General features: G+C 62.8%; 16 protein-coding genes and 2 pseudogenes. 10 read left to right on the top strand and 8 right to left on the bottom strand.

Features of this window, described 5'->3' with window-relative positions; all coding sequences use genetic code 11:
- Positions 1-25: 25 nt before the first annotated feature.
- Entirely contained in the window at positions 26-967 is a 942-nt protein-coding gene (locus NL528_RS20440) for a LysR family transcriptional regulator (RefSeq protein ID WP_309184460.1), read from the top strand.
- Between the two features lie 23 nt (positions 968-990).
- On the opposite strand, the gene NL528_RS20435 is transcribed toward NL528_RS20440, so the two are convergent.
- A complete protein-coding gene (locus NL528_RS20435) occupies positions 991-2,268 on the bottom strand; it encodes an ArgE/DapE family deacylase (RefSeq protein ID WP_309184459.1) in 1,278 nt (425 codons plus the stop codon).
- A gap of 61 nt (positions 2,269-2,329) precedes the next feature.
- A pseudogene (locus tag NL528_RS20430) lies at positions 2,330-2,725 on the bottom strand (pyridoxamine 5'-phosphate oxidase family protein); the annotation flags it as partial.
- On the opposite strand from NL528_RS20430, the pseudogene NL528_RS20425 reads away from it, so the two are divergent.
- The 3 genes and pseudogenes from NL528_RS20425 to NL528_RS20415 all read left to right on the top strand — a co-directional run.
- Positions 2,715-2,957, top strand: a pseudogene (locus NL528_RS20425) (hypothetical protein); the annotation flags it as partial. The pseudogenes NL528_RS20430 and NL528_RS20425 overlap by 11 nt on opposite strands.
- Before the next feature lie 75 nt (positions 2,958-3,032).
- A complete protein-coding gene (locus NL528_RS20420) occupies positions 3,033-3,185 on the top strand; it encodes a hypothetical protein (RefSeq protein ID WP_309184458.1) in 153 nt (50 codons plus the stop codon).
- Positions 3,182-3,457 carry a DUF6719 family protein gene (locus NL528_RS20415; RefSeq protein WP_375144032.1) on the top strand — a complete coding sequence of 92 codons (276 nt, stop codon included), beginning with the start codon at positions 3,182-3,184 and terminating at the stop codon, positions 3,455-3,457. The genes NL528_RS20420 and NL528_RS20415 overlap by 4 nt, the downstream gene beginning before the upstream one ends.
- Before the next feature lie 84 nt (positions 3,458-3,541).
- Here NL528_RS20415 and NL528_RS20410 read toward each other — a convergent pair whose 3' ends face one another.
- The 3 genes from NL528_RS20410 to NL528_RS20400 all read right to left on the bottom strand — a co-directional run bounded on the left by NL528_RS20410 (position 3,542) and on the right by NL528_RS20400 (position 4,566).
- Entirely contained in the window at positions 3,542-3,940 is a 399-nt protein-coding gene (locus NL528_RS20410) for a hypothetical protein (RefSeq protein WP_309184457.1), read from the bottom strand.
- Positions 3,941-3,983: 43 nt separating this feature from the next.
- Complete coding sequence (locus tag NL528_RS20405) at positions 3,984-4,145, bottom strand: hypothetical protein (RefSeq protein ID WP_309184456.1); 162 nt, start codon at positions 4,143-4,145, stop codon at positions 3,984-3,986.
- 259 nt (positions 4,146-4,404) lie between these two features.
- The gene (locus tag NL528_RS20400) at positions 4,405-4,566 is read right to left on the bottom strand and encodes a hypothetical protein (protein ID WP_309184455.1); all 162 of its coding nucleotides are present in this window, start codon (positions 4,564-4,566) and stop codon (positions 4,405-4,407) included.
- Between the two features lie 235 nt (positions 4,567-4,801).
- Between NL528_RS20400 and NL528_RS20395 the strand changes: the two genes are divergently transcribed.
- A complete protein-coding gene (locus NL528_RS20395) occupies positions 4,802-5,026 on the top strand; it encodes a hypothetical protein (protein ID WP_309184454.1) in 225 nt (74 codons plus the stop codon).
- 25 nt (positions 5,027-5,051) lie between these two features.
- Here the strand turns inward: NL528_RS20395 and NL528_RS20390 are convergent, their stop codons facing one another.
- Positions 5,052-5,600: a CreA family protein gene (locus NL528_RS20390; RefSeq protein ID WP_309184453.1), complete on the bottom strand. Its 549-nt coding sequence runs from the start codon at positions 5,598-5,600 to the stop codon at positions 5,052-5,054.
- Positions 5,601-5,820: 220 nt separating this feature from the next.
- Here NL528_RS20390 and NL528_RS20385 point away from each other — a divergent pair, with 220 nt between their 5' ends.
- From NL528_RS20385 to NL528_RS20370, 4 genes are all read left to right on the top strand, one after another.
- Complete coding sequence (locus NL528_RS20385) at positions 5,821-7,566, top strand: L,D-transpeptidase family protein (RefSeq protein ID WP_309184452.1); 1,746 nt, start codon at positions 5,821-5,823, stop codon at positions 7,564-7,566.
- A 96-nt stretch (positions 7,567-7,662) separates the two neighbouring features.
- Positions 7,663-8,238 carry a glutathione peroxidase gene (locus tag NL528_RS20380; protein WP_309184451.1) on the top strand — a complete coding sequence of 192 codons (576 nt, stop codon included), beginning with the start codon at positions 7,663-7,665 and terminating at the stop codon, positions 8,236-8,238.
- A gap of 146 nt (positions 8,239-8,384) precedes the next feature.
- On the top strand, positions 8,385-9,350 hold the full coding sequence (locus NL528_RS20375; RefSeq protein WP_309184450.1) for a polysaccharide deacetylase family protein: 966 nt from the start codon (positions 8,385-8,387) through the stop codon (positions 9,348-9,350).
- A gap of 23 nt (positions 9,351-9,373) precedes the next feature.
- Complete coding sequence (locus tag NL528_RS20370; protein ID WP_309184449.1) at positions 9,374-9,931, top strand: dihydrofolate reductase; 558 nt, start codon at positions 9,374-9,376, stop codon at positions 9,929-9,931.
- Between the two features lie 86 nt (positions 9,932-10,017).
- Here the strand turns inward: NL528_RS20370 and NL528_RS20365 are convergent, their stop codons facing one another.
- Positions 10,018-10,470 carry a DoxX family protein gene (locus NL528_RS20365; protein ID WP_309184448.1) on the bottom strand — a complete coding sequence of 151 codons (453 nt, stop codon included), beginning with the start codon at positions 10,468-10,470 and terminating at the stop codon, positions 10,018-10,020.
- A 128-nt stretch (positions 10,471-10,598) separates the two neighbouring features.
- A complete protein-coding gene (locus tag NL528_RS20360) occupies positions 10,599-12,908 on the bottom strand; it encodes an NADP-dependent malic enzyme (RefSeq protein ID WP_309184447.1) in 2,310 nt (769 codons plus the stop codon).
- A gap of 261 nt (positions 12,909-13,169) precedes the next feature.
- On the opposite strand from NL528_RS20360, the gene NL528_RS20355 reads away from it, so the two are divergent.
- A complete protein-coding gene (locus NL528_RS20355; protein WP_309184446.1) occupies positions 13,170-15,140 on the top strand; it encodes a hypothetical protein in 1,971 nt (656 codons plus the stop codon).
- The last annotated feature ends 1 nt before the right edge of the window (position 15,141 follow it).

Genomic DNA, 15,141 nt, shown 5'->3' with positions numbered 1-15,141 from the left:
CCATGTCCGCACGGGAATAGATCATATGGCCGAAAGGGCATCATCGGAGCTGAACCTGAGAGAACTGCGGATCCTGAACGCCCTGCTGCACGAGCGCAGCATCACGCGGACCGCACAGCTTCTGGCGACCACGCAACCCGGCATCAGCAAGGTGCTCCGGCATCTCCGGGCGCAATTTGCCGATCCCCTGTTCGTCCGAAACGGCCACGCGATGCAGCCGACCGCCAAGGCCCTCGACATCGCCGATCAGTTGCGCACGCTTCTCGGGGCTGCCGACGGATTGCGCGCCTCCGTGTCGGCCTTCGATCCCGACCAGTCGGACCGCTCGTTCAGCCTGTTGCTGACCGATGTCGGAATGATCCGTTTCCTGCCGCCGCTGATCGCCCACGTTGCTGCGATCGCGCCGAGGGTCAAAATCCGGGCAACGCCGCTGGACTCACGCCAGTTCGAGCTCAAGCTGGAAGCGGGCGAGGCAGATCTGGCGCTTGGCGCGTTTCCGAAGGCGGCGCGCCACCTGCGGCGTCAGCGATTGTATTTCGACGGTTATGTGACCGTAATGCGCGATGGCCATCCCAGAATGTCGACCTTGCGGTCCCGCACCGGCTTCCTCGCCGAGCGGCATATCCTTGTCACGGCATCAGAGACCGGTCATGCCGCGCACGGGACCGCGCAGCGCGTGCTGGCGTCGCAAATATCGCCTTCGAACATCATGCTGCAGGTCCCAAGCTTCATCGCCGGCGCCATTGTCGCAGCCGAAACCGACGGCCTCACGACCTTGCCGGCGAATCTGGCGAAGCGCCTCGCCGGCCCGCTCGGGCTGACCGCCTTCGACACGCCGATTGCCTTGCCGCGCATCGAAATCGCGCAGTATTGGCATGAACGGTATCATCGCGATGCCGCACACCGCTGGTTCAGGTCGGTCACGTTCGATCTGTTTGGTTCAACGGCGCACAAGCGCCGCCGATGAACTGAGCCTGCGAAACGATCGACTTAGATCGCTTCCACTCCGCACCATTCCGCGATGAACAGCGCGGTTGCCTTGGTCGATTTGCGCAGCGAGTCCAGATCGACATATTCGTTGAATCCATGCATCGCCGCCCCGCTGGCGCCGAAGCACAGGCTCGGGATGTTGTGGTTCAGCCCATAGAACCGCGTGTCCGTCAGCGCGGTGAAAACATGGTCCTGCACCTCGCCGCCATAGACCGCAGCATACGCCTTGCCGAAGGCGGCTTCGGGGGCGGCGGAATCCTTCAGCTCATAGCCCTCGGACAGAAATCCGGACCATTCCACCTCGGGCGGATTGTTGGAGAGGAAACGATGATCGCGCGCCGCGGCCGAGACGCAGGCCAGAATCTCGTTCTGGCAATCGGCGACCGACCAGCCCGGCAGAACCGCGATCCGACAATCGACGTCGCACCAGGCCGGCACGCTGGAAGCCCAGTCGCCGCCCTTGATGATGCCGGGATTGAAATTGATCGGATGTGTCAGCGTTTTGAAATAGCGATCGCTCTTCGCGCGCTCGTTCCATTCGGCCTCGAGCTTTTGCAGCGCATGTATCAGATGATACGCCGCCATGATCGCGTTGGCGCCGGAGCCGGCCTCGAACACGTGCACGGGAAAACCGCGCACTTTCAGGCGAAACCAGATCACGCCGACCTGCGAGCGAACCATCTTGCCGTTGGTCGGCTCGGGAATGAAGCAGGCGTCGGCGCGGTAGCCGCGCTGCAAGGTCGAGAGCGCGCCGACGCCGGTGCTCTCCTCCTCGATCACGGACTGAAAGTGGATCCGCGCGGTCGGCTTCAAGCCGGCCGCCTTGATCGCATCGAGCGCATAGAGCGCGCCGATGGTGCCGGACTTCATGTCGCAGGCGCCGCGACCATACATCTTGCCGTCCTTGACGACCGGCGAGAACGGTGGCGTCTCCCACATATCCAGCGGCCCGGCAGGTACGACGTCGCAGTGGCCCTGCAGGATCAGCGACTTTCCTGCATTGCGCGATGGCCGGTAGGTACCGACCACGGTGCGGGCCTTGGAAAAATCATGCTCGATCGGGCCGAAGCCGCGCAGATCCTTCAAATCCTCGACGTCGATATGCCAGTCGTCGACCTCATAGCCGCGCGCGCGCAGGAGATCCGCGATCATGTCCTGGCAGGGTCCTTCGGCGCCGCGGGTCGATGGTATCGCCACAAAATCCCGTGTGGTCGCCAGCTGCGCATCAAAGCCGGCGTCGACGGCATCCAGGATTTTTTGTTGCGTATCGGCAGTCATTGCGGCAGCTCCAATTGCGAGTTTCTTCTTTGGTCGTGAGAGCCGGCACCCTAGCCCGGCCTCAGCCGCCGGGATATTGCACAAGACAGGCATCGCGCAAGGCTTCTTCGAGCAGACGGCCTTCCGAATAGCCACGCAGCGATTGCGGCCGCCCGACGCGGTCGCGCAGCCGCGGGCAAGGTTCCGGCGCGCCAAGCACCGTACGCACGGGAATGCGCTCGGCATATACAGGCAATTCGTAATCCTCCGCATCGTCGGCCACGCCTCTTGAGCGAATCTTGGCGGACGCCTGTTCGATCTCCATCGCGATGACCGCGGTCGCCTTGATTTCCTGTGCCGTGCTTTGCCGCAAGCTCGCGGTACGATCGGGAAAGCACCGGTCGACCATCGCGACCAGCGCGCGCTTCTTCTCCTCGGGATCGGTGACGAGGTAAGCGGTGCCGAACGCCAGGGCCGCCGCCGGTGTCGAGGGCTGGCTGTTGGCGGAAACTTACTTTCGCGCGCGACCGTTGCCTGGGTTCGTGCTTGGATTTGCCGGTCACCCCATTCCGCAGCTGATCGCGTCAGCTGAAAAATTGGCGAAGGCATCTCTCCTCGCACTGCGCGCGAACCGCAAGCCGGGCAGCGGTGGAACCGGCATCGTCAAGATGTCGAAACCCGCATCCTCGCCGTCCCGATCGGTCGGCTGAAACAGGCGCCTATGAGAATCGCCACCGCATGAATAAACTCCATCGTTGGAATAAGCGTCTCGATGGAGCTACCGGATGCCCGGCAACCGCAACGTCCTGTATCTCATCATCGCGGCGCTGGTCGTGGCCGTCGGCGTGCTCAGCTACAATCTCTATCAGGCCAAGAAGGAACCCGAGGGCCTGCAGATCAATGTCGGCCCCGACGGGCTGAAGATACAGAACAAGTGAAGGAGGCCGATTTGGCGATCATGAAGGCCTCACGCACGGCGTTGATTGCCCTGGCCGGCAGCCTCGGCCTGTGGATGCTGGCAACGCCCGCGGTCGCCGAACAGGTCTCGCGCGAGCAGGACATTGTCAATCTGCGACTGGGTCAGCGCATTCTTGTCGACGACGGATCCTGCCCGGTCGGGCAGATCAAGGAAATTTCGGGGTCGCAGATGACCGTAAACGGCGTCGTCCGCGTCCGCAAATGCATTGCGCGGCTCGGCACGAAACGATAGCCGATCGCCGCCTCGGCGCGCGGTCGCGTTACCGGCAACATTCCTGGATGTCTGAATTGCGAAATACGGCCGGGCTGGCGCCAGCTAGTTCGAAGGCTCGAACATGCACTGCAGCGTCGGCTTGGCGATCTTGGTGAAGGTCGCGCCGATTTCGGACTGCTTCGACGGCGGCACCCAATCGGTCTCGATCGTCGGCACGCCGGTTTCGCTGATGCCGCGCAGCAGGGCCTCGCGCAGGTCGGGGTCATCCACGGTGGCGGCGGCGTAGTCGTGCAGGCAGCCGCAAACAGACTCAGGATGCGCCCAGCGTCCCACCATGTGCGGGGCGCACAGTCGCACGAACTCGCCGCGCGGATCCGGCACCTTGAACAGCGACCGGAATTGAATCGTCTGGGGTTGGGGAATTTGCGGCACTTGGGCCTGCGCCGGAGCGCCCACAAGGAACGAAGCCAGGATGGCGGCGGAACAGATACGAACCGACATACAGAACCCTTACCGGCAGTTTTTTGGACGTTCCTGGCAGCGCTCAGTTTGCAGCAACAACGATCGACTGCGGAGCCTGGATCGTAACCGGCGAACCGTTGTAGGAGAAGGTGCCGATGCCGGGCAGCGAATTGTCCGAAGAACCCGCCATCGAGGGACCGGCCAGGACAAAGGCGAAGGCGAGGATGAAGCTGATGGTCCGCATCTGACTGTCTCCGGTTTCGGTGCCGGCGGTTCCCGCCGTTTCGTTGGCAGTCTGATAACCACCCGCTGTTTCCGGATATCTGCACTAAAACAGAAAATGGTTTCGTCGCACTGCAGAATTGTTTCGTCGACCTGCTGCGACGAAACAATGGCACGAAAAATTCAATGATTTCAGTCGAATGATGCGCGGAAAGCGGGACCTTGAGGGGCGAAAGATGCCGCTCGGCGCCGCTAAGGCTTGTCGATTGAATTTTGCGGCATCACGGGCCGATTGCGGCCATCACGTCAGGCGCCGGTGTCACAATGGGTGACCCGCAATAGGTGAACGTCCCGATCCCCGGCATGTCGCGATCGGCGCTGCCGGCCAGCGACGGGCCGGTCAGAACGAAAACCAGGGCAATCACATAGCTGAGTGCGCGCATCTGAATTTCTCCAATAGCCATTTGAAAATCAGACGCGCGCGGCGGCCCGCGGGTTCGACGCAGGCCGGCAAGTTTTTAACCTTTGTCTGCTGAATAAGCCGCACTGCAGCAGGGCCGGTGATGAACCAAAGCATCCCTCCGGCCGACTCAGTCGAACACCCTGCAACCTTTCTCAGAGGTTGTGCGTTGTCGTAATCCCAGTCCCGTAATCCCAGTCCAATGAAGGATAACAGTCGTGGGCAATGACAACATCGGCGTTGGCAATGGAACCGCGGCCCGCAAACCGGCCCAGCAGATGGCGGGTGCGATGTCGCAACAGGGCGGCAGTGTCCTCGGGGACAATCAATGCACCCAGCAGAAGCTGGTGCGGCTGGTGGGGTGCCGCGATGCCAAAGCCCAGTCCGACAAGGCCCGCCCCTACAAGGCGGGCGTCGAACCGAAGCAGCGGCAATTCGATTAGGCCGCCGTTCTGGTTCCCCGCCCCACTACTGGATGAACTCGCCGCATTTCTGCACTGCGCTATCGGCTGTCCCCCAAGGCATGATCGGTACCGAGGAGGTGGAGTTTTTGGGTGAGCCTTCGATCAGCTTGTCCGAATAAACCATGTAGACCAGCACGTTCCGTTTGGCATCGCAGCCACGGACGATCTGCATCTTCTTGAAGAACAGCGAGCGGCGCTTGCGGAACATGTCGTCGCCCTGCTCCAACTTGTCCTTGAATCGGATCGGGCCGATCTGGCGGCATGCCAGCGAAATATCCGAGACCTCCTCGGCAAGCCCGATCCAGCCCTTGAAACCGCCCTTCTCCGGCACCGTGAAATGACACGCCACCCCCTCGACCTGGGGGTCGTCGACGCCATAGGTCGCGAGCTTGTCGTTGGGGCTCATCCATTTGAACACCGTCGAGCGGCGGAAAATCAGGTCCGGCTCGTCAGCGGCGGCGGCCGGGCAAGCCTGCCAGAACGTCAGGGCCGACACCGCCAAAGCCAGATTTCTCCACCTTTTGTCACGCTTACCAACGGCTTGGGATATCATGAATGTCTCCGCTGAGGGCTTGCGGCCTATGTAGTGCGGAAAAGCCGCGCAGGAAGGCTGACGGCAGCGGACGACCAGCGCCGTTTAACCTATTGTGAGGCTTTTTTGCTACGCTTGCGACGAAAACGCCGGGATCACGGAAGGGTTAGAGGCCTCCCGCTGGTGAACGCGTTTCGCGTCTGCGACAACAAATGACTATCTGGACTGGGAATCGAGGATTATGCGCGTGAGCGGGCGTCGGATTTCTATAGCGAATATTGCGAACGAGCGGTTTTGGCAGATTGCGATTTTGACTGCGGTTGGCACCATCGGCGCCGCGTCGCAGGCAGACGCCGCGCTCTATTACTGGCAGGATTCTGATCCCGGCTACTATCGGCCCGATCCGATGGCTCAGCCGCGGCGACAAAAAGTACGGCGGCACCAGGCCAGGAAGGGCGAGGTGACGGAAAAGGAAACCGGCGCCAAGCCGCAGGGACCGCTGATCATCGCGGTCTCGATCGAAAAGCAGAAGGTGCGGATCTACGACTCCAACGGGTTCTTTGCGGAAAGCCCGGTCTCCACCGGCATGGCCGGCCATTCGACCCCGATGGGCGTCTTCAGCATCATCCAAAAGCACAAATTCCACCATTCCAACATCTATAGCGGCGCACCGATGCCGTACATGCAGCGGATCACCTGGTCAGGTGTCGCGATGCATGCCGGCGTGCTGCCGGGATATCCGGCGTCGCATGGTTGCATCCGCATGCCGATGGCGTTTGCCGTGAAGATGTGGAACTGGACCAAGATGGGCGCGCGGGTCATCGTCACACCCGGCGAGATGACGCCTGCGAATTTTTCGCATCCGTTGCTGGTGGCGCAGAAAGTCGCGCCGCAGCCGGCGATCGCCGACGAGCCGAAGACGGATGTGCCCGCGGTAAAGACCGACAAGGGAGCGGACGCCGGCACGGCGATCAAGCCGGAGAACTCTGAAGCGAACCTGGAGCTGAGATCGACCGTCGGTCACGCGCCTGCGTTGCCGTTGCGCGAACAAACCCACACCGCAGATGCCAGCGCCGCCATGCCGTCGACCAACGCCGCGGTCACGATGTCCGATGCCGGTAGCGCGCGGCCCGCGCCCAGCGAACCTGTTTCCGTCAAGACCGCCCCCGCGCCAACCGCCGGCGACGCCGCGAAGACCGAGGTCACGGCAAGCGAAAGCGCAAAAGCCGAGGACAAGCCCGCCGAGGCGAAGGTCGAGGCCAAGTCAGACGATGCCAAGTCGGACGACGTCAAGACCGAGGCCGCCAAAGCTGAGACCTCCACGGTAGACACATCGAAGGCCGACGAGCCCAAGGCTACGGACAAGGCTACGGACAAGGCTACCGACGAGGCGACCGAGAAGGTTGTTGAAAAGCCTGCAGAGCCCGCCAAGGCGGTCGCAGATGCCCCCGCCGCGGCTCCTGCCGATGTGAAAAAAGACATGGCGCGCCTGCCCGGCGCCGAGAAGGCCGTCGCCGCGAAACCGGAACCGCTGAAACGTACAGGCCCGATTGCGGTGTTCATCAGCCGCAAGGATTCGAAACTTTACGTTCGGCAGGAATTCAAGCCGCTGTTCGACGCCCCGGTGACGATCGCGCCCAGCGACCGGCCGTTGGGCACGCACGTGTTCACGGCGCAAGCCGACAAGAACGACGCCAATTTGTTGCGCTGGTCGGTGGTCACGCTGCCAGCGGCACGCAATGCGGCCCGAAACGACGATGACGACCGCCCTGCCCGACGACGCAAGGGCATGGCCCCCGCCGAGACGAAACCGATCCCAGTGCCGGACAGCCCGGCCGAGGCGCTGGACCGCATCGTCATCCCGCCGGATGCGATGGCGCGCATCGCGGAAGCGCTGACGACCGCCAGCTCGATCGTGGTGTCCGATCAGGGCATCAACCAGGGTGAAACCGGCGAAGGCACGGATTTCATCGTCTCGCTGCGCTAGAGCGATCGATCCAGCCATAACGGCTTGTTGAGCAGCGGCCAAACGGTCGTTGCGCTATATCCATTTGGCACGAATTCGCTGTGGTGGAGGCCGGCCATGATGAACCGCAGGACCATGATGACGGCGGCGCTGGCTGCGCTCGCCGGCGCGGCCTCGACACGGATCGCAATGGCGCAGGGCGGCATGAGCAGGATCACCGCTTACGCGTTTTCATTTCCGGCACTGACCGGCGGCGACATCAGGCTCGCCGAATTTGCCGGCCATCCGCTGCTGATCGTCAATACCGCCTCGCTGTGCGGCTTCACGCCGCAATATGCCGGCCTGCAGGAATTGTGGACCGAGTTTCACGGCCGCGGCCTGACGATCATCGGCGTTCCCTCCAACGATTTCGGCGGGCAGGAACCGGGCGGCGCGACCGAAATCGCCGAGACCGCGCAACATCAGTATGGCGTCACCTTTCCGATCGCGGCGAAGGCCGTCGTCAAAGGCCCGGACGCACATCCGTTCTACAAATGGGCGGCGCAGGCGCGGCCGAAGGATGTTCCGCGTTGGAACTTCCATAAATATTTGATTGGCCGCGACGGCTATATCGCGGACGTCTTCCCCGAATCCGTAGAACCACGGGATACGCGGGTGAAAACCGCCATTGCACGGGCGCTGGCCGACTCCTGAATTAACCGGTTCGGGGACAAATCGACCACCGGTAACGACAGCCGTTGCCTTGGCTACGCCGCTCCAACTAGGGTATTATGGGTTGGGGCAGGAATCGGACCGACGGCAAAGAGCCGGGAACGGGATCAGGATCTAAGGAAAACGCCATGCGTATTGCAGCAGGTCTGGTTTTTGCGGGCGCGGTTTCATTGCTCTCGTCTGGCGCAGCATGGTCGCAAACGCCGCCGGCCGCCAAGGCCGCCGTTGCTCCTCTGACTGCGACGGCCGCGCCGGCTCCGGCCGCAGCGCCTGCTGCTGCCGCCGCCGCTCAACCCGCGAGAGCCGCTTGCACCAACCCCAACGCACTCGGCGTCGGCCGCACTGTCGAAATCGACACCACAGGCGGACCGGGCTTCGGCTTCGAGCATTTCAAGCAACTCGACTTCCTGCGTGACAAGGAAGTCGTGCTGACCTTCGACGACGGTCCGTGGCCGGTCAACACGCCGTCGGTCCTGAAGACGCTGGCGGACGAATGCACCACCGGCATCTTCTTCTCGATCGGCAAGCACGCCACCTACTATCCGGAAATCCTGAAGCAGGTCTATGCAGCCGGCCATACCGTCGGCAGCCACACCTGGTCGCACGCGACACTCACGAACAAAAAGCTCACCGACGACCAGAAGAAGGAAGAAATCGAAAAAGGCTTTAGCGCGGTGAAATGGGCGCTGGGCGGGGTTTCGCCGTCGCCGTTCTTCCGCTTCCCGGCGCTGCAGCACCCGCCGGAAATGGTCACCTATCTCGGCGAGCGCAACATCGCGATGTTCTCCTGCGATCTCGACTCCTTCGATTTCAAGGCGAGCAAGGCGCAGCAGGTGATCGACGTCACGATGAGGAAGCTCGACAAGCTCGGCAAGGGCATCATCCTGATGCACGACTTCCACAAGCACACCGCAGAGGCCCTGCCCGAACTTTTGAAGAGGCTGAAGGCCGGCGGCTACAAGGTCGTTGCGATGAAGGCGAAAGCGCCGGTGCAGACCCTGCCGCAATACGACGAAGAACTTCTCAAGGACGCCAAGCTGCCGACGGTAAGCTCCCGCCCGGTCTCCAGCGTCGTGCAGACGATCTCGGAATAGTCGGTTCACAGCTCGACAAGCCTGTGCCGGCGCTGCGCATTGAGGGTTACGTCATCGTGTCGGGCGACGGCATGCTGGCTAATGCCGATCGCGTGATGCCGGAAGGATTGAAGTTTGACGGCGACAAGCGGTTCTTCACCGCCGCCCTCGACCATGCCGACCTGATCGTGCACGGCCGCAATTCCTACGAAGACCAGCCGAACTCGCCGAAGCGGAAGCGGGTCGTCCTGACCCGGAATGTGCGCGCGATCGCGCCCGACCCGGCCAATCCCAAGGCCACCCTGTGGAATCCGACGGGTGCATCGTTCGAAGCCGCCTGCGATCGCGCCGGCGTTGATTCCGGCACCATCGCGATCATCGGCGGTCCCTACGTGTTCGGGATGTTCATGGACCGCTACGACACCTTTTGGCTCTCGCTGGCGCCGCACGTGCGGCTGCCGGACGGAGAGCCCTGCTTCCCCGGCGTGCCCGCGCGCACGCCGCAGCAGATACTGGCCGCGCATGGCCTTAAGGCCGGCGAGCCGCAAATGCTCGACCCGGCCCATGACGTCAGCGTCACGCCGTGGCGGCGCAGCGCCTGAAACCCTTTGTTTTTGCGCGTTTGCTTTATGCGAACCGCTATCCACCCCGGATCAAGTCCGGGGCAGGCTTTCGCTCGAAAACGCTACTACGCGTCCCCGTAAATCGGCTCCGACGATCGTGGCCCGCGGCCATAGCCCGCGATGATGAACAGCGCGCCGATGATCGACAGGTTTTTCAGCGCATCGATAATCGCCTTGTCCCGGTCCGGGCTCGCGGGATTCCAGAAATCGTGGAAATAGAAGGTGACCACCAGCACGAACAGGATCAGCAGAATTGCAAAGAATCTTGCGCCGAAATTGAGCGCGATCATCAAGCCCGCAATGACCTCGAACGAGCCGACGGACAGTGCCAGCAGTTGCGGCATCTTCATGTTTGTCATGGTTTCGAGCTGCAATATGTAGGGATCGAGCAGCCCGGGGATAATGACTTTGCTCGCAATTGCCTGTGCCGTTGACTGAACGTCGAAAAGTTTGGCTGCTCCCGAATAGATAAAGAGCACGGCGAACAAAATTCGCCCGAAAGTAATCAATGCTGGCATGGGTCGGCCTCACTCAATGGCAATGCGCAAAATCGCAAGCGGCGGAGCGAAACGATTATGGGCGTTTCGCCTGCGCTTTTCAAACGAACAAATCGAAACCGCCGGCGACCCGAGCCATTTGATTTGAACTAACCAAACAGGGTCGGCTGCTGGCGGCCGGCACGCTCCTGGGCTTCGACCGCAGCCACCGCGGTCATGTTGAGAACGCCGCGCGCGGTCACCCCGGGCGTGAGAATGTGCGCGGGGCGCGCCGGCCCGATCAGGATCGGGCCAACGGGAAGCGCGTCCGCCAACACCTTGATCGTCTGGTAGGCGATGTTGGCGGCATCGAGATTCGGCATGATCAGGATGTTGGCCTCGCCTTCCAGCCTCGATTGCGGCAGCACGAGCTTCCGCGCCACCGCCGACAATGCGGTATCGGCCTGCATTTCTCCGTCCGCCTCGATCTCCGGATGCTTCTCCTTCAGAAGCTGGGTGGCCCGGCGCATCTTGCGCGAGGAGTCCGTGTCATAGCTTCCGAAGTCGGAATGCGACACGAACGCTATTCTGGGCTTGAAATTGAAGCGCTGGACATGGATCGCCGCCAGCGACGCCATCTCCGCCAATTCCTCCGCGCTCGGGTTCGGCCGCACCTGGGTGTCGGCGATGAAATAGGCGCCTTTGCTTGTGATCATCAGCGCCAGCGCCGCATAATCGCTGACCCCCGGCAGGAAGCCGATGATCTCGCGCACATGGCGCAGATGGCTCATGTAGCCGCCCTCGACGCCGCACAGCATGGCGTCGGCTTCGCCGCGCACCACGGCGAGCGCCGCGATCACGGTGTTGTTGGTGCGCACCACCGTGCGCGCCGCATCCGGCGTGACGCCGCACCGGCCGGCGACCTCGATATAGGACGTCACATAGGAGCGATAGCGCGGATCGTCCTCGGGATTGATGAGGTCGAAATCCCTGCCAGCCTTGATCGCAAGGCCGAACCGCTTGATGCGCGCCTCGACCACCGAGGGACGGCCCACCAAAATCGGCCGCGCCAGTTTCTCCTCCAGCACCACCTGCGTCGCGCGCAGCACGCGCTCGTCCTCACCCTCGGCGTAGATCACACGGACCGGCTGGGTCTTGGCCTTCGCGAATACCGGCTTCATGGTCAGGCCGGAACGGAACGCATAGCGCTGAAGCTGGGCGCAATATTCGTCGAAATTATTGATCGGCCGCGTCGCCACGCCGGAATCCATCGCCGCCTTCGCCACCGCCGGCGCAATGCGCAGGATCAGGCGCGGATCGAACGGACTCGGGATCAGCGAACCCGGCCCGAAACCCTGCGTCTCGCCGGCCTCGAAACCATGCGCGACCGCATCCGACGGCGGATCGCGCGCGAGCTGGGCGATGGCATCGACCGCCGCATGCTTCATCTCCTCGTTGATCGCGGTGGCGCCGACATCGAGCGCGCCGCGGAAGATGAACGGGAAGCACAGGACGTTGTTGACCTGGTTCGGGAAGTCCGATCGTCCGGTGCAGATCATCGCGTCGGGGCGGGCTTTGCGCGCCTCGTCCGGCATGATTTCCGGATCCGGGTTTGCGAGCGCCATCACCAGCGGCTGGTCCGCCATCGCCTTGACCATCTCCGGCTTCAGCACGTTTGGCGCTGACAACCCCAGGAAGATGTCGGCGCCGCCGATCACATCGCCCAGCGTGCGCTTGTCGGTCTTCTGCACATAGACCGCCTTCCAGCGGTCCATCAGCGTGTTGCGGCCCTCATACACGAGGCCGTCGATATCGCAGACCCAGATGTTCTTGCGTTGCGCGCCCAGCGACACCAACAGATTGAGACAGGCGATCGCTGCGGCGCCCGCGCCGGAACAGACGATCTTGATGTCTTCCAGCTTCTTGCCGTTCAGCCGCAGCGCATTGGTGATCGCGGCGCCGACGATGATGGCGGTGCCATGCTGGTCGTCGTGGAATACCGGGATCTTCATGCGCGCCTTGAGCTGCGCCTCGATCTCGAAACACTCCGGCCCCCTGATGTCCTCGAGATTGATGCCGCCGAAGGTCGGCTCCAGCGCTGCGACCGTCTCGACCACGCGCTCGATGGTGTCGGCGGCGATTTCGATGTCGAACACGTCGATGCCGGCGAACTTCTTGAACAGGACCGCCTTGCCCTCCATGACCGGCTTGGAGGCCAACGGGCCGATATTGCCGAGGCCCAAAACCGCGGTGCCGTTGGAGACCACGGCGACCAGATTGGCGCGGGTGGTCAGGGAAGCGGCTTCGGCGGGGTTTTTGGCGATCTCCATGCAGGCGGCCGCGACGCCCGGCGTGTAGGCCAGCGCGAGATCGCGCTGGTTCGCGAGCGGCTTGGTCGCCTGGATCTCGAGCTTGCCTGGTCGCGGCAGCCGATGGTACGCCAGTGCCGCGGAATCAAGATCTTCAGAATAGGACGTCATACGTACTCCCGCGTTTCCGACCCCGAACTTTGTTTCTTGGCTACGTCCAGAAGAGGTCAGCTTTCCGGCAGATTGAGCCGGATGTGAAGCACGAGCAACCGCTTGGATGCAACATCCGACGGTTTACCCATCAACAGGCCAGCAACTGGCCGATCGACGCAAATTGTCGATGCCGCCAGCACATGCTCCTCCCTCATCCGGTCATTCGACCGACAATATGACAAATTGCCCCCTGCACAATCGCCAACCGGAGTTGACCGAATGGTAAAGATACGGATGGGTCTGGCTGCCGCGATCGTGATCGCAGTGGGCGCTTTCTTCGGCCTCCAGTTCTACATGCAGCATCGGGTCGCCGGCGAGGTCGAGGCCGCGTTCGAGCAGATCCGCGCCACCGGCGGCAAGGCAAGCCATGGCAAGGTGTCGTTCGACCTGTTGAACCGCACCGTGACGGTCGCAGACATTGCCGGTGAAACCGCCGCGCAACCTCCGGTCAGCGTCAAGATTGCGAGCGTTACGGCTGCAGGCGTCAGCCAGCCGAACCCGACGCGATTCGCCGCCAACACCATCGAAGCCACCGACATCGAGGCCGGCCTGGCGATGGCCAGCCCCGGCTTGAATCTCACTTACAAGGTGCCACGGATCACCTTGAAGGATTATTCCGGTCCCGCCAGCCTGCAACGGCCACCGGCTTCCTCGTCCTTTGTCGACGTCTACCGCTTCGCCCTCGAGCAATTCGCGACCATCACCGCCTCGTCGATCACGGCCCCCAGCCTTGCCGGAACCATGAACTTCGCCGCCGCGACGCCGGGCGGAGGCGAGTTTACGTATTCGGGCTTTGCGATGCAGGGCATCAAGGACGGCAAGATCGACGTCACGAAGGTCGATGGGGTCGTTTTCAACGTCGCGATGCAGCAGGCGGGCAAGACGGAGAACATGACCGGCAGCCTTGCAAATATCGCCTCGTATGAGGTCGATATCAGCGCAGCTGCGGCCATGTTCGATCCGCAGAAGGCCAACGACGACCGCTATTACCGCGCTTACCGGCAGATCTCGGCTGGTCCCTATATCGTCACGTCCGGGCAAGGCCTGACGATGCGGATCGACGGCATGACCATCGATGACGTCGGGCTCAGGCCATCGCGGCTGCAACTGCCGGCGCTGCTGGCGATGATACCGCCGGCCGGCGCCGCGCCGCCGACGCCGGCGCAAGCGCGCGAGATGATGGAGAAGGTGGCCAAGCTCCATGAGGGCGTCCGAATCGGAAATGCCGAGATGCGCGGGCTCTCGGTCGAGACGCCGCAGGGTCCGCTGAAGCTCGCAGCAATGCGGTTCAACATGGAAAGCGGCAAGATCGGCGAACTTGCTTTCGAAGGCCTCGATACGCGTTCGCCGAAGGGTCCGGTCAAGGTCGGACGTTTCGCGCTGAAATCCCTCGACATCTCCAATTTGATGCGAACGGCGGCGCAGTTCGCCGCGCAACGGCCCGGGCCGGACCAGGCGCTGGCGCTGTTGCCGCTGATCCAGGGCGCCGAGGTAAAGGGCCTCGTCGCGCCCTTCAAAAACACCGACAAGCTGGTCAACGTCGACACACTCAGCCTGGACTGGGGCCAGTTTGTCGGTCCGATCCCGAGCCAGGCGCACTTGGTGGCGAAGCTGACCACCCCGATCGAAGCGGCCGACGCCCCGATGCTGGTTGCGGCCGGGATGAACATTGCGGCGATCGACTTCGATCTCGGCGCGGCCTGGACCGAAGCGCCGCACACCTTCGTACTGGAACCCGTGTCGCTCGAAGTCGGCAACCTGTTGAAGGCCACCGCGCGTGTCGCATTCGCCAACGTGCCGCGGGGCGCATTCTCGATCAATCCGGCGCAGGCGGCCAACATGGCGGCGCAAATCGAGGCCGGGACCATCGAACTTACGCTGCGGGACCTCGGCGGCGTCGACCTCGCGATCGCGCAATATGCGCGGACGCAGAACCTCAGCCCCGACGAAGCGAGCCGCGCCGTCATTGACGACATCAAGGCCAGCACCGCGGATGCGGCAACGACCAATCCGGACGTGGCGGCGCTCGCCGACGCGCTCGCCGGCTTCGTCGAGAGCCCGAAGGGAACGCTGACGCTCAAGCTCACGCCGCACGGCAAGGTCCCGGCGATGCAGCTGATCCAGGTGCTGAAAATCGACCCGCTGACGGCGCTGGCGCAATTTCAGGTGGAGGCCTCGACCACGCGGTGAA

The sequence above is a fragment of the Bradyrhizobium sp. Ash2021 genome (genome assembly GCF_031202265.1).
GTDB lineage: Bacteria > Pseudomonadota > Alphaproteobacteria > Rhizobiales > Xanthobacteraceae > Bradyrhizobium.
This window is presented reverse-complemented; position numbering and strand designations above follow the sequence as displayed.

Coding starts and splice junctions, on each gene's coding strand:
- NL528_RS20440 (WP_309184460.1), top strand. CDS start 26: ATGGCCGAAAGGGCATCATCGGAGCTGAACCTGAGAGAACTGCGGATC.
- NL528_RS20435 (WP_309184459.1), bottom strand. CDS start 2,268: ATGACTGCCGATACGCAACAAAAAATCCTGGATGCCGTCGACGCCGGC.
- NL528_RS20420 (WP_309184458.1), top strand. CDS start 3,033: ATGCCCGGCAACCGCAACGTCCTGTATCTCATCATCGCGGCGCTGGTC.
- NL528_RS20410 (WP_309184457.1), bottom strand. CDS start 3,940: ATGTCGGTTCGTATCTGTTCCGCCGCCATCCTGGCTTCGTTCCTTGTG.
- NL528_RS20405 (WP_309184456.1), bottom strand. CDS start 4,145: ATGCGGACCATCAGCTTCATCCTCGCCTTCGCCTTTGTCCTGGCCGGT.
- NL528_RS20400 (WP_309184455.1), bottom strand. CDS start 4,566: ATGCGCGCACTCAGCTATGTGATTGCCCTGGTTTTCGTTCTGACCGGC.
- NL528_RS20390 (WP_309184453.1), bottom strand. CDS start 5,600: ATGATATCCCAAGCCGTTGGTAAGCGTGACAAAAGGTGGAGAAATCTG.
- NL528_RS20385 (WP_309184452.1), top strand. CDS start 5,821: ATGCGCGTGAGCGGGCGTCGGATTTCTATAGCGAATATTGCGAACGAG.
- NL528_RS20380 (WP_309184451.1), top strand. CDS start 7,663: ATGATGAACCGCAGGACCATGATGACGGCGGCGCTGGCTGCGCTCGCC.
- NL528_RS20375 (WP_309184450.1), top strand. CDS start 8,385: ATGCGTATTGCAGCAGGTCTGGTTTTTGCGGGCGCGGTTTCATTGCTC.
- NL528_RS20365 (WP_309184448.1), bottom strand. CDS start 10,470: ATGCCAGCATTGATTACTTTCGGGCGAATTTTGTTCGCCGTGCTCTTT.
- NL528_RS20360 (WP_309184447.1), bottom strand. CDS start 12,908: ATGACGTCCTATTCTGAAGATCTTGATTCCGCGGCACTGGCGTACCAT.
- NL528_RS20355 (WP_309184446.1), top strand. CDS start 13,170: ATGGTAAAGATACGGATGGGTCTGGCTGCCGCGATCGTGATCGCAGTG.